The 21,559-nt window shown below is 71.8% G+C and carries 20 protein-coding genes; 10 read left to right on the top strand and 10 right to left on the bottom strand.

Annotated elements, in window-relative coordinates; all coding sequences use genetic code 11:
• Window positions 1-408: 408 nt before the first annotated feature.
• Window positions 409-1,740, bottom strand: a complete 1,332-nt coding sequence (locus QMG73_RS22305) for a helix-turn-helix domain-containing protein (protein WP_281898656.1) — start codon at window positions 1,738-1,740, stop codon at window positions 409-411.
• A gap of 171 nt (window positions 1,741-1,911) precedes the next feature.
• Between QMG73_RS22305 and QMG73_RS22300 the strand changes: the two genes are divergently transcribed.
• Both QMG73_RS22300 and QMG73_RS22295 read left to right on the top strand, forming a co-directional pair.
• The gene (locus QMG73_RS22300; protein ID WP_281898653.1) at window positions 1,912-2,700 is read left to right on the top strand and encodes a DapH/DapD/GlmU-related protein; all 789 of its coding nucleotides are present in this window, start codon (window positions 1,912-1,914) and stop codon (window positions 2,698-2,700) included.
• Complete coding sequence (locus tag QMG73_RS22295) at window positions 2,697-3,962, top strand: acyl-CoA dehydrogenase family protein (protein ID WP_281898651.1); 1,266 nt, start codon at window positions 2,697-2,699, stop codon at window positions 3,960-3,962. Before QMG73_RS22300 ends, QMG73_RS22295 begins: the two co-directional genes overlap by 4 nt.
• Here the strand turns inward: QMG73_RS22295 and QMG73_RS22290 are convergent.
• Entirely contained in the window at window positions 3,932-4,414 is a 483-nt protein-coding gene (locus QMG73_RS22290) for an NUDIX domain-containing protein (protein ID WP_309299515.1), read from the bottom strand. The genes QMG73_RS22295 and QMG73_RS22290 overlap by 31 nt on opposite strands.
• Window positions 4,415-4,494: 80 nt before the next feature.
• On the opposite strand from QMG73_RS22290, the gene QMG73_RS22285 reads away from it, so the two are divergent.
• Window positions 4,495-5,349 carry a PIN domain-containing protein gene (locus QMG73_RS22285; protein WP_281898649.1) on the top strand — a complete coding sequence of 285 codons (855 nt, stop codon included), beginning with the start codon at window positions 4,495-4,497 and terminating at the stop codon, window positions 5,347-5,349.
• Between the two features lie 207 nt (window positions 5,350-5,556).
• Window positions 5,557-5,946, top strand: a complete 390-nt coding sequence (locus QMG73_RS22280; RefSeq protein ID WP_281898646.1) for a nuclear transport factor 2 family protein — start codon at window positions 5,557-5,559, stop codon at window positions 5,944-5,946.
• Between the two features lie 27 nt (window positions 5,947-5,973).
• Here the strand turns inward: QMG73_RS22280 and QMG73_RS22275 are convergent, their stop codons facing one another.
• The gene (locus QMG73_RS22275) at window positions 5,974-6,345 is read right to left on the bottom strand and encodes a VOC family protein (protein ID WP_281898645.1); all 372 of its coding nucleotides are present in this window, start codon (window positions 6,343-6,345) and stop codon (window positions 5,974-5,976) included.
• 93 nt (window positions 6,346-6,438) lie between these two features.
• Here QMG73_RS22275 and QMG73_RS22270 point away from each other — a divergent pair, with 93 nt between their 5' ends.
• Window positions 6,439-7,389: a helix-turn-helix transcriptional regulator gene (locus tag QMG73_RS22270; RefSeq protein WP_281898642.1), complete on the top strand. Its 951-nt coding sequence runs from the start codon at window positions 6,439-6,441 to the stop codon at window positions 7,387-7,389.
• A gap of 48 nt (window positions 7,390-7,437) precedes the next feature.
• Here the strand turns inward: QMG73_RS22270 and QMG73_RS22265 are convergent, their stop codons facing one another.
• A complete protein-coding gene (locus QMG73_RS22265) occupies window positions 7,438-7,977 on the bottom strand; it encodes a DUF1062 domain-containing protein (RefSeq protein WP_281898640.1) in 540 nt (179 codons plus the stop codon).
• Between the two features lie 360 nt (window positions 7,978-8,337).
• On the opposite strand from QMG73_RS22265, the gene QMG73_RS22260 reads away from it, so the two are divergent.
• Entirely contained in the window at window positions 8,338-9,051 is a 714-nt protein-coding gene (locus tag QMG73_RS22260; RefSeq protein WP_281898638.1) for an HAD family hydrolase, read from the top strand.
• On the top strand, window positions 9,041-9,811 hold the full coding sequence (locus tag QMG73_RS22255; protein WP_281898636.1) for a TetR/AcrR family transcriptional regulator: 771 nt from the start codon (window positions 9,041-9,043) through the stop codon (window positions 9,809-9,811). Before QMG73_RS22260 ends, QMG73_RS22255 begins: the two co-directional genes overlap by 11 nt.
• On the opposite strand, the gene QMG73_RS22245 is transcribed toward QMG73_RS22255, so the two are convergent.
• A complete protein-coding gene (locus QMG73_RS22245) occupies window positions 9,798-11,216 on the bottom strand; it encodes a nitroreductase/quinone reductase family protein (RefSeq protein ID WP_309299513.1) in 1,419 nt (472 codons plus the stop codon). The two genes, QMG73_RS22255 and QMG73_RS22245, sit on opposite strands and share 14 nt — an antisense overlap.
• A 185-nt stretch (window positions 11,217-11,401) precedes the next feature.
• Between QMG73_RS22245 and QMG73_RS22240 the strand changes: the two genes are divergently transcribed.
• Window positions 11,402-12,391, top strand: a complete 990-nt coding sequence (locus QMG73_RS22240) for a tyrosine-type recombinase/integrase (RefSeq protein WP_281898634.1) — start codon at window positions 11,402-11,404, stop codon at window positions 12,389-12,391.
• Here the strand turns inward: QMG73_RS22240 and QMG73_RS22235 are convergent.
• The 4 genes from QMG73_RS22235 to QMG73_RS22220 form a co-directional block, all read right to left on the bottom strand.
• Complete coding sequence (locus QMG73_RS22235) at window positions 12,388-12,810, bottom strand: cellulose binding domain-containing protein (protein WP_281898632.1); 423 nt, start codon at window positions 12,808-12,810, stop codon at window positions 12,388-12,390. The two genes, QMG73_RS22240 and QMG73_RS22235, sit on opposite strands and share 4 nt — an antisense overlap.
• Window positions 12,811-12,916: 106 nt before the next feature.
• Window positions 12,917-14,572: an acyl-CoA dehydrogenase family protein gene (locus QMG73_RS22230; protein ID WP_281898629.1), complete on the bottom strand. Its 1,656-nt coding sequence runs from the start codon at window positions 14,570-14,572 to the stop codon at window positions 12,917-12,919.
• 15 nt (window positions 14,573-14,587) lie between these two features.
• Window positions 14,588-15,958 carry an MFS transporter gene (locus QMG73_RS22225; RefSeq protein ID WP_281898627.1) on the bottom strand — a complete coding sequence of 457 codons (1,371 nt, stop codon included), beginning with the start codon at window positions 15,956-15,958 and terminating at the stop codon, window positions 14,588-14,590.
• A complete protein-coding gene (locus QMG73_RS22220; protein WP_281898625.1) occupies window positions 15,955-16,710 on the bottom strand; it encodes a glycerophosphodiester phosphodiesterase in 756 nt (251 codons plus the stop codon). Before QMG73_RS22220 ends, QMG73_RS22225 begins: the two co-directional genes overlap by 4 nt.
• Before the next feature lie 104 nt (window positions 16,711-16,814).
• On the opposite strand from QMG73_RS22220, the gene QMG73_RS22215 reads away from it, so the two are divergent.
• Both QMG73_RS22215 and QMG73_RS22210 read left to right on the top strand, forming a co-directional pair.
• Window positions 16,815-18,401: an Hsp70 family protein gene (locus tag QMG73_RS22215; RefSeq protein WP_281898623.1), complete on the top strand. Its 1,587-nt coding sequence runs from the start codon at window positions 16,815-16,817 to the stop codon at window positions 18,399-18,401.
• 495 nt (window positions 18,402-18,896) lie between these two features.
• Window positions 18,897-20,891, top strand: a complete 1,995-nt coding sequence (locus QMG73_RS22210) for a DUF1707 SHOCT-like domain-containing protein (RefSeq protein ID WP_281898621.1) — start codon at window positions 18,897-18,899, stop codon at window positions 20,889-20,891.
• Window positions 20,892-20,914: 23 nt separating this feature from the next.
• Here QMG73_RS22210 and QMG73_RS22205 read toward each other — a convergent pair whose 3' ends face one another.
• Complete coding sequence (locus QMG73_RS22205; RefSeq protein WP_281898620.1) at window positions 20,915-21,556, bottom strand: hypothetical protein; 642 nt, start codon at window positions 21,554-21,556, stop codon at window positions 20,915-20,917.
• Between the last annotated feature and the right edge of the window lie 3 nt (window positions 21,557-21,559).

Below are 21,559 nucleotides of genomic sequence, written 5' to 3'. Positions count from 1 at the left end.
CATCGCCCGCGCTGGCGGCTGGAAAGACGGCTTCGCCACCCTCCTCGGTTACATCGACCGCTGGCAGGCGAATCCGCTGGCGGGTGTCGGCCTCTGACCAACAAACAACCCGACAGTTCCTGGTCAGGGCTATCGAGATCCGATCCCTGTTCTCCCTGGTCAGATGGGCGCTAGTAAGGCCGCGGTGTGGGTCCGCGCTGCCCGACGCCGATCGGCGCGGCCTCACGCTCTTGTTCTGGACGTACGTCGCGCCGTACGGCGAGGTCAAGCTCGACATGAGCAGCCGGCTCTTGCCCGGTCCGCCAGCGCCGTCCCCGTCCACGTAGGACCCACCGGGCCGTCCACCGTCCCTGACCTGATCCGCGAAACCGCTCGTCAAAACGCCCTCGCGGCTAAGAGGGCCGACGGCTATCCGACGCCGATCCGCTGGGCGAACTCGCGGATGCCGGGCAGGCTGGCCCGGGCGTCTGTGGAGATGAGGTGTTCGGTGAGGTGTTGTGCCCAGGGCCGGTAGCGGACTTCCTGCGGGGTGTCGCGCTCGGCGGCAAGCAGCGCCTGGAAGGCTCCAGCCGGTCGGCCCCGGCCATGCAGGGCCAGGGCGGTGTCCTCCCAGTAGCGGGCGCGCCGCTCCGGGGCAGTGATGCGTGCTGGGTCCACTTGTCTGGCGTAGTCCACGGCGGTGCCGTAGTCGCCGAGTACCCGCGCGACGCTGATCTTGTAGACGGCGAGGTCGAGCGGGTTGAACCGGTTGGCGGCGCCTGCGCGACGGGCAGCGTCTTCGGCCTCGTCGAGCAGGGTCCAGGCGGTGTCACGGTCATCCCGCATTGCCGCGGTGTACGCGGCGACCGCGAGTAGCTGTCCGTACATTGCGATCTGCTGCGGGTCGGTCAGGCCGGTGTCGTCGTCGAGCTGTTCGGCGGCCTGCAGGACCAGGTGCTGCGCGCCGTCACGGTGGCGGGTGCGGCGTAGCACGGTCGCGGCGAGCCGGGCCGCCTCGGCGATGGTCAGCGGGTCGGCGCTGGCGCGGGCGGCCTGCACGGCACGATCTGCGGTCGAAGTGGCCATTCCGTCGTCGTGCAGCTTGATCAGCAGTTGGGTTGCGACGCCGTACGCCTGAGCCAACCGCTGTGACGCGCGTTCAGCTTCGCCGGTCGGGGCGTGGTCGCGGCTGGCGGTGGCCTGGGCGATTAGGAGGGGCAGCCGCCGGCCGAGCTGGCTGTAGCGGCAGGCCCGGAAGTCCGCGTTCGCGGCGGCGATCTGCGCGGTGAGCTGGTTTCCGGGCAGCGGAGCAGCTTTGACCTTGCCGAAGACGACGTCCTCGATGGTGGAGGCCATTCCGGCGGCGGCGTCGGTGGGGATCAGGGCGGCGCCGGCGGTGACACCGATGGTGCCCGCGATCAGGTCGCGTCGACGCATCCAATCACCACCACCGTTGTTCGGTCCTTCGGTCACCCTAGCCGCGTTGGCCGCTGTGGTGTTGGATGACGCGGCCAGCCCGAGCAGGTGCGGTGGGATCCCATACACCTCGGCCAGCCGGCGCAGCTCGGTGACGGTCCAGTCCCGGCGGCGGCCGTTCTCCATCCGCGACATCGTGGCGGTGGAGTAGCCGGTCAGCTGTCCGGCCTCTTCGAGCGTGAGCCCGGCGGCGGTACGGACGACGCGCAGCAGCGCGCCGACGTCGCCGGATGCGGCGGCCGCGGCGATGGCTGGCATCGCCGTCCAGGCGGGTTCGGTGTTCACCAGCCCACCTCCTCACCGAGGGTGCGCTTTGAGGGTGACCGATGCTTACGGGTTGTGCAAACGCGTTGCACGCGGCGTCTTGTGGTCTCAGGGTCGGTACCGCGTTCCGGTGCACTGGAGCCGGCCCGCTCGCGCCGAGCGGGCCGGAGCTGGCGATGCGAGGGAGTGGCCATGATGCATGCCAACACCACTGTGGACATCGCGGTCACCGCGACGGACCTGATCCGTGCCGGGCTTCTGGAGATCGGCAACGGCTGCCGGATCCACCCGAGCGCGGTGTTCATACCGGTCGACATGCTGGGCACACTGCGGCCCATCGTCCTGGGTGCCCGCGTCGTCGTGGGCGCGTTCGCGGTGGTGCATGGCGGCGCCCGGGTCGGCGCCGACGCCCATCTGGGCCACCGGGCGATCGTCGGTGAGCCAGAGTACGGGTACGCGATGCGGCAGGTGTACCAGGGTGTGGGCGACGCCACCACGATCGGCGCCGGCGCGGTTGTGCGGGCCGGCGCCACCATCTACGCCGGGGTGCGGGTCGGGGACGACACCACGATCGGTCACCACACGCTGCTGCGCACCAATGTGGTCGTCGGCTCCGGCAGTCAGCTCGCGGCCAACCTGACCGTCGAGCGGGGTACCCGGATCGGTGACGGGGTGCGTTGCTCGCCGGGCTCGCACCTGACGGCCGACACCAGGGTGGCGGATCGGGTGTTTCTCGGCGCCGGGGTCCGTACCGTCAACGACAAGCAGTTGATCTGGCGCGACCCGGACCACGAGCAGCCCCTCGATCCGCCGGTGTTCGAGTACGGCTGCAAGGTCGGCTCCGGCGCCGTGCTGCTGGCTGGGATCACCGTGGGCGCCCGGGCGCTGGTAGGGGCCGGCTCGGTCGTCACCCAGAACGTCCCGGCGGACGCGGTCGTGTACGGGGTTCCCGCCCGCCAGCACGGCCAGGTGAAACCATGACCGCCGCGGTGGCTTGGCTGGAGCCGATGCACTCCAGTGTTCCTGAGCTGGACCGCGACGCATGGGACACGCTGCAGCGGTTCTCGGAGGATCTGGCTGGCCGGGTGGCAACGGCGCCACCGGTCGGTGACCAGTCCGCGCGGTCGCGGTGGCTGTTGGCGCTGCGTCGCTACCTGGCCGAGCGCGGCCACCGTCCGCCGGCCGGCCCTGTCGCTGGGGCGGTGTGGCAGACCTTGGCGCAGTTCTGCGCTGGCAGCCACGACCTGGACCTGCGGGACGCGACCGGGCCGGGTCACGGCGCGATGGTCCTCACCGACGCCAGCGAACCGTCCGTGCAGACCTGGCGAGCGCGGCTTGGTCGGGGCGAGCTGATGGGAATCGCCGCGTCTGAGCGGCACGGCGGCTCCCGCATCCAGGAGCTCACCACACGCGCCCGCCTGCACCGCGGTGGTCGGTGGCTGGTCAGCGGAGAGAAGTGCTGGGTGTCCCGGCTGGTCGAGTCGGCCGGCTTCGTGGTGTTCTTCCGCGACCCAGACAGCCGGATCACCGCCGCGGTCGTCGACGCCGCCGACCGAGGTCTGGAACGGGAGATGATCGAGCCGTTCGGGCTGGGCGGCTGGTCCTGGGGTGTGCTGCGCCTGCATGACGTGCCCGTCGACCCGGCTGCGGATCTGGTCGGGCCGGCCGGCGCCGGCCTGGACGTATTCCGCCGGCACTTTGCCCGGTTCCGGCCGCTGGTCGCCGCGACCGCACTCGGCACCGCCGCCGGGGTGCACACCTACGTCACCGACACGCTCGCCGCCCGGCAGAAAGTCGGCGTGCTGCCCCGGGTCCGCGACAACGCCCTGATCAGCCTCGGCCGCACCCATGCCGAGATCACCGCGGCGCTGCTCGCGGCGACCGCCGCGAGCCGACTGTCGGCACTCGGACACCCGCACGCGGACCTGGCCGCCCGGGTCGGCAAGGCAGCCGGCGTAGACACCGCCCACCGCGCCGTGACGGAGCTCGCGCCGCTGCTGGGTGCGTGCGGCTTCCAGCAGGCCAGCCCGATCGCCAAGGCCCGCGCCGACCTCACCGGGCTGCTCTACGCCGACGGCGTGCACGACAGTCTGTACCGCTCCGGCGGAATCAGCCTGATCCGATCCGGTGGCACGCCTGCGCGGCCACGCGACGGGCATCAGTGGGCGGATGCCGGCCGCGGCCACCTAACCAGCGGGGGTCTGCCTCGGGGTCAGACGACCCGGTTGCCGTTCTCCAGGTAGACGGTGCCGCCGCCGTGCGTCGCCTCAAGCGCGGCGGCGGCCCGCCGGGCAAGCAGCGCAGACAGCCGCTTCTGCGCCTCAGCCGGCGTCGACCAGGCCCAGCTGCGTAGTTCGTCGGCGGGCAGGTGGATCTCGGTGGCCTTCACCGGGTCGAGTACGCCGCCGTCGTAGACGAACATGACCCCTTCGGTACGCCCTGCGCGGGGCGGTACCCAGTCGACCACCAACAGCCGGCCTGGCGTCACCGACAGGCCCAGCTCTTCCTTCAGCTCACGCACCGCGGCGTCGTACGGCGACTCGTCAGCGTCCACCGCACCCCCGGGCAGTTCCCAGTAGTCCTTGTACGCCGGCTCCACCAACAAGATCCGGCCGCCGGCATCGCGCAGCAGGACAGCCGAACCCATCCGCTTACGCGGCAGCGCCGCGGTGTAGTCGCCAGACGGTGAACTCACCCAGGGAGGCTACCCCGGCTAGCTAGCCCGCATGCCGCCATCCGCGCAGGTGAGCCCGGGAGATCGTCCGCGCCCTCAAGATGGTCAATCGCAGGACGTCGCCGCCCACCTACGTCGAGCGTCTACTCACAGAACTCGACGAGATCCACACGGCGTACGTCAATGTGGTCGCCGCGTCCGCGATCGACAACATCGACCCCAACCGCGGGAACGCGTACGGAGCCTTCTTCGGCTTCCCGGAGTGGGGCTGGGGGAGAAGCGACTCCGCCCGGGACTGGGAGCCACGCTTTCGGCTCCTCTTCCCACACCCGACGCCCACCGTCACGCAACGGCTCGACGATCACCTCAACCGGTTGGAGCGCTGGCTCGTCCGAGAGTGCGGCGATCACGATATCCCACCGGCTCTTGAGTGGGCCGCCGAGATGATCAATGCTGACGTTGCGGATCTCCGTGCCCTCACCGAGCTGCTGCCGAGGGACGAGTACGCTACCCGGCTCGTCGTGGACACCAACACCCTCATCGACAACCCGGACCTGGCGGCCCACGTTGGCACGCTCGGCCGCCGGTACATGGCCCATCTCCTGCCCGTCGTGCTGCGCGAACTCGACGACCTCAAGCGCGCCGGCCGAACCCAGGACCTCCGCGAGGCGGCCAAGCGCGCCGATCGACGCCTCAAGGGCCTTCGAACCAATGGAGACGTACGCACCGGCGTCCGCGTAGCCGGCGACGTGTACGCCGTCTTCGAGCACATCGAGCCCAAGGCCGACCAGCTACCGTCCTGGCTCGACCCAACCGTGCCCGACGACCGGTTCGTAGCCTCGACCCTGCTCCTACAGTCCGAACACCCGGGCTCAGCCCTCTACGCCGCCACTAGCGACATCAACCTGCAAACAAAACTCGCCGCCGTCGGACTTCCGTTCGTCGAACTACCCTGAACGGCAGTCGCTGCCGGCCAGTAGCCGCCCTCAACCCGAAGGCCAACCCGCGAGGTCACTGACGTTCCGGTGTCGCTCAACACCGGACCCGCTGTAGGTGACACCTTCCGGCGCAAACTCTGATAAGAAGATCGACGTCAGCGGGGCCGGTTGCCAACGTACTCCCCGAAGTCGTCGGTCGTGGAGGAGCTGAGGGTGGGGCTGTCGGTGGAGGACAGGCTTGCGGTGCACGAACTGGTGGCGTTACACGGTCATCTGATGGACAGCGGCGAGTTCGAGCGCATGGGCGAGCTGTTCTGCGCCGACGTCGTCTATGACGTGTCCGCGTTCGGTCGCGGTGAGCTGCGGGGGTACGAGGCGATCAGCGAGGCGAGCCTCGCGGTGGGCGACGCGAACCCGGTCGGTCATCACGTCACGAACGTCTGCGTGAGCGAGGATCCGGACGGCACGGTGCGGGTGCGCTCGAAGGCGATCGGGATCTACGCCGACGGCCGGGCGGGCAGCGTGGTCTACGAGGACATCGTCCGCCTAGAAGCCGCCGGGTGGCGCATCGCGTACCGCAAGGTGATTCCCCGCCGCACGCCGCTGCGCCCGTAAGAGCCAGTGGCGGGTGATCTGCTCAGATCAGTCCTTCGGTGCGACCCGGATACGGTTCCCGTCCGGATCGGCTGCGAGGAAGGTCAGCCCGAACCCCGCGTCGTGCGGCTCCTGCAGGATCGTGACCCCCTTGGACCGCCACTGCTCGAAGATCGCGTTGATCTCGTCGGGTCCGCCACCGTCGATGGCCAAGCAGACCTCACTGGTACGCGGGACGTCCGGTGACAGGTCCGCGAACTGGCCGGACCACACAGCGAGGTCAGCGCCTGGCCCGAGGCCGAAGGTGATATATCCCGGCGTCTCCAACGAGGGGCTCATGCCGAGCAGGTCGCCGTAGAAGCGAGCCGCGGCGGGAGCGTCGTTCACGTAGACGATGGACACGACGGATGTGCTGGTCATGGTTGTTCCTTCTCACGGGTCGTAGGTAGGCATCCACCAGCCTGGCCGGAATATGCGCCGTATCGTGTCGCAATTTTTGAAAAACTTGATCTCGTGACCCCTGACCGCTTCTTCACCCTGATGCTGCTCCTCGAATCCAGGGATGGCGCGACCACACAGGAACTCGCCTCGGCGCTCGGGGTTTCCCTTCGCACCATCACCCGCGACCTGAACTGGCTGCGCGACGCCGGCCTGCCGGTGACCGCACACCGGGGCCGCCTCGGCGGCGTGACGATGCTGCCCGGGTCCGGGCTCGACCTCACGCGACTCACGCCCGGCGAGCGTGATCATCTCTCGCTCATCGGGCTGGATGAGAAGCAACGCGCGGAGCTCGACGCATCGGTCGAAAGCCGCCGCGCGCTCGCCAAGATCGCCGCTACCCGGTCACGTCGAGCTGATGAGCTTCTGCCGCTCACCGACGTGGTGCACGTGGACAGCCGTCCCTGGCTCCACACCCGAGCTTCCGGCACGAGTCCGGCTTCGCTGCTCGGCTCGGTGCGGCGGGGTCGCCAGCTGCGGATCGTGTACGACAGCCCGCGCGAGTCGTGCCCACGCGACCTGGTCGTGGATCCTTACGGGCTGTTCGCCAAGGCCGGCATCTGGTACCTCGTCGCCGACTGTGCCCGCGTGCCACGCATGTACCGACTCGAACGGATCACGACGTGGAAGGAGGTCGACCAGCCACGACGGATCCGCGCGAACCAGTCCCTGGCCACCGTCGCCGCGGCGCTCGTCGAGCAATGGGCACACAACCACCCGATCGAGGTCAGCGCCACCGTCGACCAGGCCCAGATCGAGCGGGCGCAACGGATCTTCGGCCTGCGACTGGTCCGGGACGACGATGAGGAATCCGCCACCGGCCACAAGGTGACCATTCGCTTCCAGCGTCTGGAGGACGTGCGAGCACTACTGCCGTTCGGGAGCGCCATCACCGTGCACGGCCCCGCCGAAGTCACCGCTCACCTGCGCGCCCTCGCCACCAACCTGGCCCACCACTACGCGTAACACCGGGGGCGGCTCCAAAGTACCGAAGCCGCCCCCGAAACGCCCGGCCTAGTCGACGGCCATCACGGTGAAGGTGAAGCCGGCGATCGTCGTACGGCGCAGCGGGATGTCGCACTTGATCCGGCGCAACACCTCGTTTCTGCTCAGGCCGAGCCCGTGCGCGATGAGCCAGTCCGGGCGCACCGGCACCGGATCGTCGAAGACGACCTCCACCTGTACCGGCCACGGCCCGTCCAGCCGTGCCGGCGGGGCGTGCAGGCGCCAGGCGTCCGTCCAGTCCAGGGTGAAGCGGTTGCGGCGGGCCATCAGCGGATCCAGCAGCGTGGACGCCACCAGCTCCGGGTCGTTGGTGTGGTAGCCGTCCAGCTCGGCCGGATCAATGGACCGTACCCGTGCCCGCTCGTACACGGTGAGCTTGCTCGTCCGATCGCAGGATACGCAGCGGACCAGCAGCCACACGTCCAGCAGTTTGCCGTTGGCGTTGACGCGAAACTTGCCCTCGCCGGTGGTGGCCGACTCCGACCGGCAGTCCAGGCACCGCAGTGACAGCAGCGGGAGCCTGGTCCGACGGACGGTCCAGGGCAGCACGATATGAGGTTGTGAAGACATGGTGATCTCTCTGAAGACCTGACACGAGGCCGATTAGGCGCGGCCTCGAAACGCTGCATGAGCGGGCGCACACGGGCAGCCCGGCAGAGCCGACCGGAGGGTCAGCTCGCAGGTGAGTGGAGAAGGGTCAGGTCTAAAGAGCAGGTGGGGTCACGCGGTTCGTCCTCTGTCTTCACGGCGACGGCGGGGCCGCACGCAACCTACGACAACGCCCGAGGAAGGCTCAAATGATTTACGCCCATCAGATCTCGTCGCACGGCACGCTGTCGTAGACGTCGCTGACGGTCTTCATCAGGTCGGTCGAGCCCGCGCACCCGCCCGCCTGACATGATGCAAGCCGTGCCCGACATCCACCCCACTCATCTGCTGTTCGACTTCTTCGGCACGCTCGTGCACTACTCCGAGAGCCGCACCGAGCAGGGCTACCACGCCTCGCACGCCATGCTGCGGCGGTTCGGCGCCGACCTGAGCTACACCGAGTTTCTGGCCAGGTGGGCGGCGTTGTGCGCCGACTTCGACCGGCGCAGCGACGTCGACGACCACGAGTTTTCCATGGTGGAGGTCGGCACCGAGTTTCTCGCCGCCACGCTCGGCACGACGCCGGCGCGCGCCGATGTCGAGGCGTTCGTCGAGGAGTACGTGCGGGAGTGGAGCACCGGCGTGCGCTACCCGGACGGCATCGCCGACCTGATCCGGGGCCTCGCTGGCCGGTACCGGCTCGCCGTCGTCACGAACACCTACCACCCGCCGCTGGTGCCCGGCCACCTCGCGGCGATGGGCATCGAGGATTGCTTCGACGCGGTGATCATGTCGGTGGAGGTGGGGTGGCGCAAGCCGCACCCGAGCATCTACGACACCGCGCTGTCCGCGCTGGGTGTGACGGCTGGTGCCGCCGCCTTCGTCGGCGACACCTACGCCGCCGACTTCGAGGGCCCGTCGAGGGCGGGCATGACCGCGTTCCTCATCGACCCGCACAACATTCATCGGGTACCGGCCAAGCACCGGCTCGGGTCCGTGTTCGACCTGCCATACGCTGTACGAAGTGACAACTGATTCCAAAGACGGCTGGCACAGTGGCAGCGGTGACCCCGCCCGCACCGTCGAGCTGCTGTGGGGGCTGCGGGAGCCGAGCCGCCGCGGCCCGAAGCAGCGGCTGACAGTACCCCAAATCGCTGAGGCGGCGATCGCGCTCGCCGACGGCGAGGGACTGGCGGCGCTGTCCATGCGCCGGGTCGCGGAGCGGCTCGGCGTCACGGCGATGTCGTTGTACACCTACGTGCCCAGCAAGGCCGAGCTGGTCGACGTCATGCTCGACACGGTGCTCGGTGAGCTGCCGCGCACCGAGGTCGCGGGTGGCTGGCGGGCGCGGCTGGAGCGGGTGGCGCGCGACAAGTGGGCCCTGTACCTGCGGCATCCGTGGCTGCTGCAGGTGTCGACGAGCCGGCCGCCGATGGGCCCGAACCTGATGGCCCGGTACGAGTACGAGCTGGGCGCGGTCGAGGGCACCGGCCTGCCCGACGTGGCGATGGACCTGGTGGTGACCCTGGTCGGCGACTACGTGCACGGGGCGGCCCGGGCGGCGGTGGCGGCCGTGCAGATCCAGCAGCGCTCGGGGATGAGCGACGCCCAGTGGTGGGAGGGGTACGCGCCGCTGCTCGCCCAGGTGCTCGACCCGGAGAAGTACCCGGTGTCGTCGCGGGTCGGCACCGCCGCCGGTGAGGCGTTCGACGCCCCGAACGACCCCGAGCGGGCGTTCGAGTTCGGGCTCGCCCGGGTGCTCGACGGCGTCGAGGCGCTGATCAGTCGCTCCTGACCAGCACCACGACCGGCAGGGTGCGGCCCGCCTTGGCCTGGTGGTCGGCGAAGAACGGGTACTTGTCGACGACGCCGGCGAACAGCCGGTCGCGTTCGGTGCCGCGCGGCACCACCGCGTTGGCCCGGTACGTGTCGCCGTCGACCTCCACGGTCACGGCCGGGTCGGCGACCAGGTTGTGGTAGCAGTCCGGGGTTTTCGGGGCGCCCGCGTTGGAGGCGATCACCATCAGGTGCTCGTCGCCGGGGATGAACATCATCGGTGTGGTGCGGGGCTGGCCGGTGCGGGCACCGGTCGTGGTCAGCAGCAGCATCGGCCCGCCGGTCGGCGACGTGCCGCCGTTGGCCCGGAACTGCTCGATCAGCTGTGCGTTGTGTGCCCCCATGTCCTCTGGCAGCGACATCGTCTCGTCCTCCTTGTCGTACAGGGTCTCCTCGTCGTACAGCGTCGACAACTCCCGCGCGGTGCGGGCGAACGCCGCTCGCAGCGGCGCCGGTGCCAGTACCTCGACGTCGGCGCCGAGCTTGAGCAGCTCGGTGAGGCCGTGCCGGACCGACTCGATCGGCACGACCGTGCGCAGCCAGCCGGTCTCGTCGGGCTCGCCCGCGCGGGCGGCGGCGCCGCGGGACATCGCCGGCGGGAAGATGTGCGGCATCCGCGCCAGCCCGTCCGGGGTCATCCGCACGACGGCCTCGCCCCTGTACACCTTCTCCTCGAACTGGGTGGTCCACTCCTGCCAGAACGTGGCGAGGTCGAATCCGGGCGGCCGCTCGAAGCCCTCGTCAAGGATCTCGACGTCCAGGACGTTGCCCACCCGGTATGCGAACGGCTCGCCGTCGCGGGCCGCCACCAGGTACCAGCGGCCGGCCTTGAGCACCACACCGAGCGGCGCGAGCGTGCGGGTGACCTCGCGCGGGGCCTTCCACCGCCGGTACCGGGCGTTCACGAGCCGCCCCTGCCACACCGCGTCGGACAGGGCGGCCAGGTGCGGCACCGGCTCGGCCAGCCGGAACCAGCCCGGCGCGTCCAGGTGGAACCGCTGGCGGATGCGGGCGGCGCGTTCGCCCAGCTCGGGCGGGAGGGCGGCGCGCAGCTTCAGCTCGGCGGCGGCCAGTGCCGCGCCCAGGCCCAGCTCGGCGGCGGGGCCGGGCACCCCGGCGAGAAACAGGGTCTCCGCCTCGTCGGTGGTCAGGCCGGTCAGCCGGGTCCGGTAGCCGTCGACCAGCTGGTAGCCGCCGGCCGGGCCGCGGTCGGCGTACACCGGCACCCCGGCGGCGCCGAGCGACTCCACGTCCCGGTAGATGGTGCGCACCGACACCTCCAGCTCGGCGGCGAGCTCGGGCGCGGTCATCCGGCCGCGGCTCTGCAGGAGCAGCAGCAGGGACAGCAGTCGGCTCGCCCGCACACCCCGACGCTAGCCCGCGACCCTGACAGAACCTGGCAGGTATCCTGCCCACCCCGTGATCAGGGCGTCCCTCAAGTCGTTAGGGCGACTTGAGGGACGCCCTGATCACGGGTGCGTGATGGGGGGACACACCCGGCGCACCGAGGTGCGCGGCGGGTGGTGACGACCGGACCACAATGGGCGGCATGCATCCGGTCGTCCCGCCTGCCGCTCAGCTGTCCCTCTCGAGCGGCGGCGCCGACTTCACGGAGGCGTGGCTGCGTAACCGGCGGCTGTCCGATCACACCCGGGCCGCGTACCGCCGGGACATCGCCGGCTGGCTCGCCTGGTGCGACAACCGCGGTACCGCACCGCTGTCGGCGTCGTTCCTGGACGTCAACGAGTACGCGCGCGCACTGGAGTCCACCGTCGACCCGCGCAGCGGCCGGCCGCTGACCCCGGCCACCGTCGCCCGGAAGCTGTCGGCGCTGTCGAGCTGGTACGCGTTCCTGGTCAAGCTGCGCGCCGTCGACGGCAACCCGGTCTCGGGCGCCGACCGCCCCCAGGTCGCCCGCGACCACTCCGCCACGGTCGGCCTCGCCCCGGACGAGGTCGACGCGCTGCTGGCGGCCGCCGACTCGGCGACCGGGCCCACCGCCGTCCGCAACCGCGCGGTGATCGCGCTGCTGGCCGACCTGGGCCTGCGGGTGGGCGAGGTGGTCTCGCTCAACCTGGACGACCTGGGCTACGAGCGGGGACATCGCAGCGTGCGGTTCATCGGAAAGGGCGGCAAGCCACGCCGCCGCGCGCTGACTCCGGGTACCGCGGCCGCCCTCGACGAGTACCTGGCCGACCGCCCCGCGTCCACACCGGTACCGGCGCTGGCCGGAGCGGGCGCGGAGCCGATGTTCGTCACCGCCAGCGGGGCGCGGCTGGACCGGCACGCGGTGTTCCGCCTGGTCCGGCGCCTGGCCCGGGACGCCGGCATCCCGGCGTGGGCCAAGCTGTCGCCGCACTCGTTGCGGCACGCGTTCGCGACCACGGCCCGCGCCGAGGGCGTACCGCTGGAAGACGTCCAGGACGCGATGGGCCACGCCGACCCGCGCACCACCCGCCGCTACGACCGTGACCGCCACAACCTCGACCGGGATCCCGCGTACGCCATCTGGGCCGCCCGCGCCCGCCGCCGCGCCTAGAAGAGCGGGGCGCAGACCGCCGAGTACGGATGGTTGGAGATGTTGTTGGCGGTCTTCTTCCCGAACATCCCGAACTTGGTCGTCCCACCCGGCTGGATCTCGAAGTTCCAGGACGCGTTGCCGAAGACGTAGACCGGGGCGGCGTCGAGTACGACCACCGAGTTCCAGTTGGAGTTCAGCTCCACGCCGGCCCGGAAGTGCACCTCGACGCGCCAGCCCTTCGTTTTGACGCCGGGGTCGGTGGTGAGGATGAATTCACCGTGGAAGCCGGCCGGGTTGGTGCCGGCCGCCGGCCAGGAGCCGACCAGCCGGTACGACACGTAGCACGTCGGCGCCGCCTGAGCCGGTGCGGCGGACACCGCCGCGGCGGCGGCCATGCCGAGCGCCGTCAGGAGCGAGGCGAGGATTCTGGCGCGCATGTGGACCTCCCTTGCGGTGCCGCCGTCCGGCGGCACCGCAAGGGTCCCAACGCCCGTTCATCGAACCTGCACCGTCGCTGCATCGCCGGGGCGAGGTCGCGGTGGGCTAGGCGAGGGTGTCTAGTTCGTGGTGGGCGTCTACCGCGATGTCTTCGCGGCGTAGCCAGCGCCTGGTCCACAGGCGGGCGGCCGCCTCGCCCTGCTCGTCGCCCCAGGCGGCGTGTTCGAACAGCAGCGCCGCCGCCAGCGCGTACGCCATCCGCAGCGCGAACCCGCGGGCCCCCGCCACCACGCCGGCGCCGCCCGGGTCGCCGGCGATCTCGGCGGCCTCGTCGCGCAGGGCGGCGGTCGTCGCGGCGAGCGTGTCGGCGAGGGTCGGTGAGAAGCCTCGGGCCACGTCGACGGCGGCGTCGAGGCGGGCCAGCAGCGGCTTGGCGGCGTCTTCGCGGGCGGTGGCGCGCAGCACGTCCAGCGACAGCACGTTGGTCGTACCCTCCCAGATCGGCAGGACCTGGGCGTCGCGCAGCAGCCGGGGCACGCCGGTGTCTTCGACGTAGCCGGCACCGCCGAACGCCTCCACGTATTCGCTGGCGCTGGAGACCGCGAGCCGCCCCGTGGCCAGCTTGGCCAGGGGCGCGACGATCCGCAGTTCGGCGGCCGCGTCCGGGTCGGCGCCGACCTCGACCCGGCCCAGCAGCGCGAACGCGTGCGCGGCGAGGGCGAACGCCCCGGCCGCGTCGACGGCGAGGGTGCCGAGGGTGGCCCGGTGCAGCGGCGAGTCGGCCAGTACCCCGCCGGCGACCCGCCGCGCCGTGGCGAAGGCCCGCGCGTACGCCAGGCCGCGCCGCATGCCACCGGCGGCGGCCGCCGCGTTGTGCACCCGGGTGACGACGACCAGGGTCATCGCCCGCACCAGGCCGGGCTCGTGCGGGTCGCCCAGCGGGATCGCGTACGCGTCGCGCAGCCCCACCTCGGCGGTGGGCAGCGCCCGGGTGCCGAGCTTGTCCTTGAGGCGGTGCACCCGCACACCTTCCTGGTATCGCGGTACCAGGAACGGGGCGAGCACCCGGCTGCCCGGCCCGGCGTCGGCGGGCCGGGCCAGGGCGACCGCGATCGCCGAGTCGACGGCCGAGCAGAACCACTTCTCGCCGCTGAGCCGCCAGTCGCCGTCTTTGACAGCCGCCACAGTGGACGAGCGGGACAGGTCGGAGCCGCCCGCCGACTCGGTCATCCACTGTCCACTGGTGACGGCCACGTCCGGGTCGGTGCTGATGAGCCGGGGCAGCCACTCGTCGCGGGCCGGCCGGTCGACGTCGGGGTGGCCCAGCAGGGCGGCGGCGCCGTCGGCCATCGCCACCGGGCACGAGAACGTCGCCGACTCCGGCCCGTACAGGTGCAGCAGGGCGTGCTGCACGGTGCGTGCCGCGGCACCCCACGTGCCGCGCGCCTCCGGCAGGTACGGCAGCGCCACCACGGCGTGCCGGGCGGCGGCGGCCCGTTGTGCCTGCCACCCGGCGGACGTCTCGATCTTGTCGACGCGGGCGCCCCACGCGTCGTACTGGACCAGCCTCGGCGGGTGTGCCTCGGCGTCGGCGTGGGCGGCCCGCAGCGGCCCGGACACGTCGGCGGCGAGCGCGGTCAGCCTGCTCTTGGCGGCGGCGTGGCCGGCGGCGCCGAGGGTGCGTTCCAGCCAGGAGCGCAGCAGCGGGTCGCCGGTGTACGGGTCGTCGGGGGGCGGGACGGGCTGCACGAAGCGGTCCATGAGCGAGCCTAACCTCTACAGCAGCCGCGGCGGCGTGTTGCCGACCGCCACGATCGCCCGCCGGATCGGCACCATGGCCAGCAGCACGAACCCGACCACGAAGAACACCACCAGTGCGACGATGCCGACCCGGTAGCTGTTGGTCAGCTGGAACACCAGGCCGAACGCCAGGGGCCCGAGCCAGCTGGTGCCCTTGTCGCTGATCTCGTAGAACCCGTAGTACTCGCCTTCCTTGCCTTTGGGGATGAGCTGGCTGAACAGCGACCGGCTCAGCGCCTGGCTGCCGCCCAGCACGATGCCGATGGCGGCGCCGAGGGCGATGAACGGCAGCGGCGCCTCGGACGGCAGCCAGTACGCGGCGAGCACCACGACGGTCCACAGCACCAGGCTGAGCAGCACCGTCTTGCGGGCGCCGACCTTCCCGGCGAGCCGGCCCAGCCCGAGCGCGCCGAAGAACGCGGTCAGCTGCACGACCAGGATGGTGATGATGAGGGTGTTCGTCTCCAGGCCGAGCTCCTCGCTGCCGAACTGGCTGGCCAGGGCGATCACCGTCTGGATGCCGTCGTTGTAGACCAGGAACGCGAGCAGGAAGAACAGCGTCAGCGGGTACGCGCGCATGCCGCGCACCGTGCGGGCGAGCTGGACGAAACCGTCGAGGATCACGTTGGCGCCGGTGCTCGCGTGCAGCGCCGGGTGTTCGCGCATCCACTTCAGCGGTACCAGGGTGAACAGCCCCCACCACACGCCGGCCGACACGATCGACCACCGGGCGATGTCGAGGGTGCGCTGGTCGTCGCCCTCGACGCTGAACAGGGTGACCGCGACCAGGTTCAGCGCCAGCAGCAGGAACCCGCCCAGGTAGCCCAGTGCCCAGCCGCGGCTGGAGATGTTGTCGCGCTCGTCGGGGCCGCTCAGCTGCGGCAGGTACGAGTGGTAGACGACGATGCTGGCACCGAACGAGATGTTGGCGATGAGGAACAGCACGCCGCCGAGCAGGTACCGCTCACCGGTCACGAACGCGAACCCGCAGGTGGCGGCGGCGCCCATGAACGCGGCGCCGGCCAGCAGCCGCTTCTTGTGCGCCGACCGGTCGGCGACCGCGCCCATGACGGGCAGCACGAACACGGTCAGCAGCACCGACAGCGACACCATGTACGGGTAGAAGGAGCCGGCCGCGACGGTGATGCCGAGGGGGTGCACGTTGGCGTCGCACTCGTCGGCGCCGAGCGGGCAGCCGGCCGCCTTCTCGGCGACCGCGGTGAGGAAGGGCCCGAGGAACACGGCGATGACCGTGGTCTGGAAGGCGGAGTTGGCCCAGTCGTAGAAGTACCAGCCGGTGCGTTCGGAACGGGTACTTGTCGGTGCGGGCTCGGTGGTGGTGGTCACGGGTTCCCTTCGGTGGGCCAGACGCCCCGGCTCATGTAGACGTCGCGCAACACGTCCACGCGATCGGTCATGATGCCATCCACACCAAGATCAAGTAAGTAGTGCATTTCGGCGGGGTCGTCGATCGTCCACACGTGCACCTGAAGGCCCAGCCGGTGGGCGTACCCGATGAACCGGCGGTCGACGAGCCGCACGCGGCCGTAGCGGACCGGGACCTGCGCGGCGACCGCGGATGGTGGCATTGTGATCCGCCATCCGCCGACCGACGCGGCCTTGAGCCGCGCCACCGACCGCATGCCCAGCGACGTGGCGACCTTCGGCCCGGCGAGCAGCCGCAGCCGGGCCAGCCGCGCGTCGCTGAACGAGGCCAGCAGCACCCGGTCGCCGGCGCTGACGCGGGTCACGGCCTCGACGGTCGGCTCGATGGCGCTGGCCGCCTTGACGTCGATGTTGAACCGGATCTCCGGCCACCCGGCGAGCACGTCGTCGAGCCGTGGCACGGCCGGCCACACCGTCGTCAGCTCGGCCCAGCTCAGGTCCTCGATCCGTTCGGGCCGGCCCGCCACCCGCGCGAGGGTCGTGTCGTGGAACACCACCGGCACGCCGTCGGAGGTGGCGTGCACGTCCGTCTCGACGTACCGGTAGCCGAGCGCCACCGCCCGCGCGAACGCCTCGGCGGTGTTCTCGTCGCCCTCGGCCGCGCCGCCGCGGTGCGCGAAAGCCAGCGGTGGATCATCCAGGTACGCGCTCACTGTGCTTGCCTTTCGTTCACGACCGCGGGGGCGGACCCGGAACGCTCGTCCTCGCGCTTCACGCGCGAAGTATGCACTTCCGCGGCGACGGTAGGGTGACGGCCATGCGGGTGCTCGGCATCGACTTCGGCACGTCGAACACGGTCGCGATGGTGCGCGGCGCGGACGGCCGCGCCCGGCCGCTGCTGTTCGACGGTTCGCCGCTGCTGCCGTCCGCCGTCTACCTCAACCCCGACGGCCGGCTGCTGGTCGGCCGCGACGCCGAACGCTCCGCCCGCCTCGACCCGGCCCGCTTCGAACCCAACCCCAAACGCCGCGTCGACGACGGCGTCGTCCTGCTCGGCGAGCAGGAACAGTCGGTGCCGCAGGTGATCGGCGCCGTGCTGCGCCGCGTCGCCGTCGAGGCGCAACGCCACTTCGGCGCCGCCGCCGACGAGCTGCGCATGACCCACCCGGCGCGGTGGGGCGAGCAGCGCCGCGCGGTACTGCTGGAGTCCGCGCGGGTCGCCGGCCTGCCCGCGCCGCGCCTGGTCGCGGAGCCGGTCGCGGCCGCGTCCTATTACACCGCTGTACTGGGCAGCGCCGTCCCCGTCGGCCGCGCGTTGGCCATCTACGACCTGGGCGGCGGCACGTTCGACGCGACCGTGGTGCGGCGCTCGGCGACCGGCTTCGACGTGCTGGCCGAGCACGGGCTGTCCGACCTGGGCGGCCTCGACTTCGACCAGGCCCTCGTCGAACACCTCGGCCGCGGGTACTCCGACACCCGCACCACCCTGTGGAACAGCCTGGTCAGCCCCGCCGACGCCGGCCAGCGCCGCCAGCGCGCCCTGCTGTACGACGACGTGCGCGGCGCCAAGGAGATGCTGTCCCGCACGACCAGCGCCGACGTGCACCTGCCCGCTCTGGACATCTCCGCGCACATCACGCGCGACGAGTTCGAGGGGCTGATCCGGCAGTACGTGATGCAGACGGTGCACTGCCTGGCCCAGACCATCACCGCCGCCCGGATGGCCCCGCCGGACCTGGTGGGCATCTTCCTGGTCGGCGGCTCCAGCCGTATCCCGATCGCCGCACACCTGATCCACACCGAGCTGGGCGTGGCACCGACGACCCTCGAACAGCCCGAGACGGTGGTGGCCGAGGGCGCCCTGTTCTTCGGGGCGGCCGCCGCCGAGCCGACCGGCCCCGTCCACTCGGGCGTACCCCGCGTCGCCCCACCCCCGGCCCGCCCGGTCACTGCACAGCCCGCTCGCCCTGTTACCCAACCCCCCGCCCACCCTGCTTCCTTGCCGCCCGCCCACCCTGCTTCTTCGCCCCCCGCCCGCCCGGTAGCGCCGCCCCGCCCGCCGACGATCAGCCGCCCCCAGGCTCCACGCCCACCCATGACGGCGCCCCAGGTCGCACACCCACCGGCCGCCGCCCAGCCGCCGGCTCAGCCGCGCGGCCAGGTCGCCCCCGGCTACAGCCTGCCCAGCGCGTACGGCCACGGCAGGCCCGCCCAGCCGGTCCCGCCCCCCGCCGGCTACGGCGCGGCGGTGGGCAAGCCGCCGCCGGTCAGCGCGGTACCCGTCTCGCCGCGCCCCGCCCCGCCCCGCGCCTGGTACGAGGAGCCGACTCTGGTGTGGACGGTCGCGCTCGGCGTGATGGTGGTGATCGCCCTGATCGTCCTGGTGATCCTGGCCGCCAGCTGACCCCGGCGTAGTCCTTGAGGGGTCGCCCGCCGCCCGCTCTCTCCGCCGATTGCTGCGCTCCGCCGGCTGCTCTCTCCGCCGATCAAGGCTGAATGCACGTGGTTGGATCTCCTTTCCGCGTGCGTCCGCGCCCAGGCCGGCCCGTGACGGCGTGTCGCCACGCCGTGCACGCCGATCAAGGGCGAATGCACGTGGTTGGATCTCTTTCCGCGTGTGTTTGTCCTTGATCCATGCGAATGCCCTTGATCGGGGCGGCATGGACACGCAAGCACCCCGCCCGGCAGTTCGGCGTCGCGCTCAGGCGGCCGCGTCCCAGCCGTCGCCGCCTCCGCGATCGGCCCTTCCGCCGCCGGAGCCGCGCTTTGACGGGCAGCACGAACACGGTCAGCAGCGGCCGCCGAGGTGTCTTCTCAAGGAAGCGCAGAGCAAAGCAACGCGCAGCCTGGGAAAGGAGCGCGATGTCGGGTCACCGGCTCGGCTGGCTACCCTCTCAGCGTGGTCAGGGTGATTCGGTCGAGCCGGCGAGAGGTGCGGGCACTGCTGGCGTACGCGCACGCGATCGGGAAGCTGACCGACAAGGAGCACCGGAGGCGTACGCGCGCACTGGGCAACACTGCTTCCCAGCATGCCCCGGATCACTACGCGGAGGGGCTGCCGGCACCCCGCTTCGTGCACGCTCCCGCCGACACGGCACCGGATCCCGCCGACCGCCTGTACGTCGGCGTCCTGGTCGGCGCGGAGGACCGTGGCGCCCGCGACGGTGGCTGGTGGCTGAGCGACGTGATCACCAACGCGCGCACGGCCGGAGAGCTGCGCGCCGTGCTGGCCAGCTTCTTCGACGGTGACGCGGCACCAGACGCCTTTCCGGAGCTCGCGGCGGCCCTAGCGCGACGCGCCCAGTGGCAGCAGGCGTGGCTGGATCGATCCGCCGGCCGGCTGTCCAAATCGGAGTACCGGTCGATCTGCGACCGGCTCACCTACGCCGCCGATCCGAGCCCGCCGACACGCGAGACGCCGGAAGCCACAGCGCCACCCAGAGCGGCCGAGGCGGCGCCGTCCGCTCTGCCCGGCGCCGGCCCTACCGTCGGGGTCGGCGGCCCCTCGGATGCGCCCGGCGCTGGCCGTGCTGTCGTGGTCGTCCCCTCGGAGGCCGACGCCGGATCGCGGCCGATGCCACTCGACGCGCTGGAAGCCGCGGTGTCCGAGCCGTCGCCTTCACCGTTGGACGCGCTGAGGGCCGCCGTCTCCCGGCCACCTCCACCGCGACCATGGGCGACGGCGTCCTCCGCGGCGCCGCGGTCAGCTGTTCCCGGATCACCGCCGCCGTTGCCACCGTCACGACGTGCGACGCCTGCGTCCGCGAACGCCGCCGACCCGGGGTCCACGCCGCTTGCTCGCACTACGGAGCCTGGGGCGCGCGGGTCGGGGGCGCCCAATCCGCCACCAATGTCGCCGGATGCGGCGGAGGCCGCTGGGTCCGGAGCCGCGGCGGCGCCAGGCCGTGGGACGCAGAGCGCTGGGCCGTTGTCGGCGTCGCTGGAAGCGCTGAGAGCGGCCGCGTCCCGGCCGTCGCCGCCTCCGCGCCCCACCTTTCCGTCGCCGGAGCCGCGCTGGCCCACGCCGGAGGCGACCGCGGCCCCACACCGCTCGCCGTCGCAGCAGGATGCCGAGCAGCCGGCGCCGGCGCGGCAGGAGACTGCGGCGGCCGGGCGGTCGGCGTCGTCGTGGTGGGCGCCTGAGGGGATCGGTGGAGCGGGCGGGAAGCCGCAAGCGGCGGAGACCGGTGAGGCGGCTCGACCGCCGGCCGGGCCGCGCTGGTTCACGCCGGAGGGGCGGCCGGCGGCCAGTGAGGCGCCGCGAACGCTGGCGGAGGGGCGGCAGGCGGCTCGACCGCTCGCGGCTCGGCGCTGGCCGGTACCGCCGCGGTCGGGGCAGGCGGGGGTGCGGGACGGGGCGCATCTGCGGATCTCCAACGCGGACCGGCAGCGGGCCGGTGAGGCGCTGATGGCGGCGCTCACGGACGGCCGGCTCAGCCCGGTCGAGTACGGGAAGCGGCTCCAGGCCGTGCACGCCGCCAAGACGTACGGCGAGTTGCTGCCACGGGTCGAGAACCTCGACGGGCTCGCCAGCGACGCCGAGCGGGAGCCGGTCATCCGGGCCGTCGAAGCGGCGGGCCGGGCCGGGGCGCTGGAGCCGGCCGAGACTCTGGACCTGCTGCACGCCGCGCGGACCGCGACGACTGACGCCGAGCTGTCCCGGCTCACGGTGGTGCTCAGGTCGCTGCTCCACGGCGCCGAGGGCTCGCCGGCAAACCCGCGCCTGTCCCGGGTCACCGACGCCGACCGTGAGCGGGTGGTGGGGCGCCTGCAGACGGCGATCGCTGAGGGCCGCCTGACGCTTGACGAGTACGACGACCGCGTCCAGCAAACCTACGCCGCTCGCCGTTTCGAGGACTTCGAACCCATCGTCGGCGACCTACCCGCCCCCTAGCGCGCAAGGTCGGCGGACACGGGTCAGGTGCCGGGGGTCCAGAAGCGGGCTAGCGAGCTCGTCGCTGGGTCTTCGGACTGGGACAGGGCGGTCCAGGGGTCGGCGCCTGGGGGGAGGTCCTGGGCGGCGTACGACGCCAGGTCGGCAGGGTCGGGGGCGGCGGTGTTCGCGGCGGCCGGGTCGGTCAGCGGGGCTTCGCCGAGGGTGGTCGGGTCGGCCCAGGGGAAGCCGTCGACGGGCTCGGGGGTGGGGTCCAGGTCCAGGGCGGGTGGGAACGCCGGCTGGCCGTCGTGGTCGGCTGTCGGGTCGAGGTCGGGGTCGGCCCCGACGGGCGGGTCGCCGCCGTCGTCACCGGGAGCGTCGGTGTCGTCGAAGTCGTCCCCGAACGCGTCGTCGCCGCTGCCGGCGTCCAGGGAGCTGTCGAGGGAGCCGTCCAGGGAAGCGTCGAAGGAGCTGTCGAAGGAAGCGTCGAGGGGGTCGTCGAGCGGCGCGCCGGCTGAGGCGTCGTTCGAAAAGTCGGACGAGAAGTCGGGCGAGAAGTCGGGCGAGGAGCCGTAGGGAGGGTCGGCGGGGAAGTCGAAGGGCTGGCTCAGGTCAGCGGTGTCGGCGCTTTCGCTCCCGTACTCCGGGTCGAAGTCCGGGTCCGGCCACTCGTGATCGGTCATGGG

Origin of the sequence: Phytohabitans aurantiacus, from assembly GCF_027923225.1 — a bacterium.
GTDB classification, from domain to species: Bacteria; Actinomycetota; Actinomycetes; order Mycobacteriales; family Micromonosporaceae; genus Phytohabitans; species Phytohabitans aurantiacus.
Note: the sequence above shows the minus strand (reverse complement) of the source record. Positions and strands in the feature narration are given on the sequence as shown.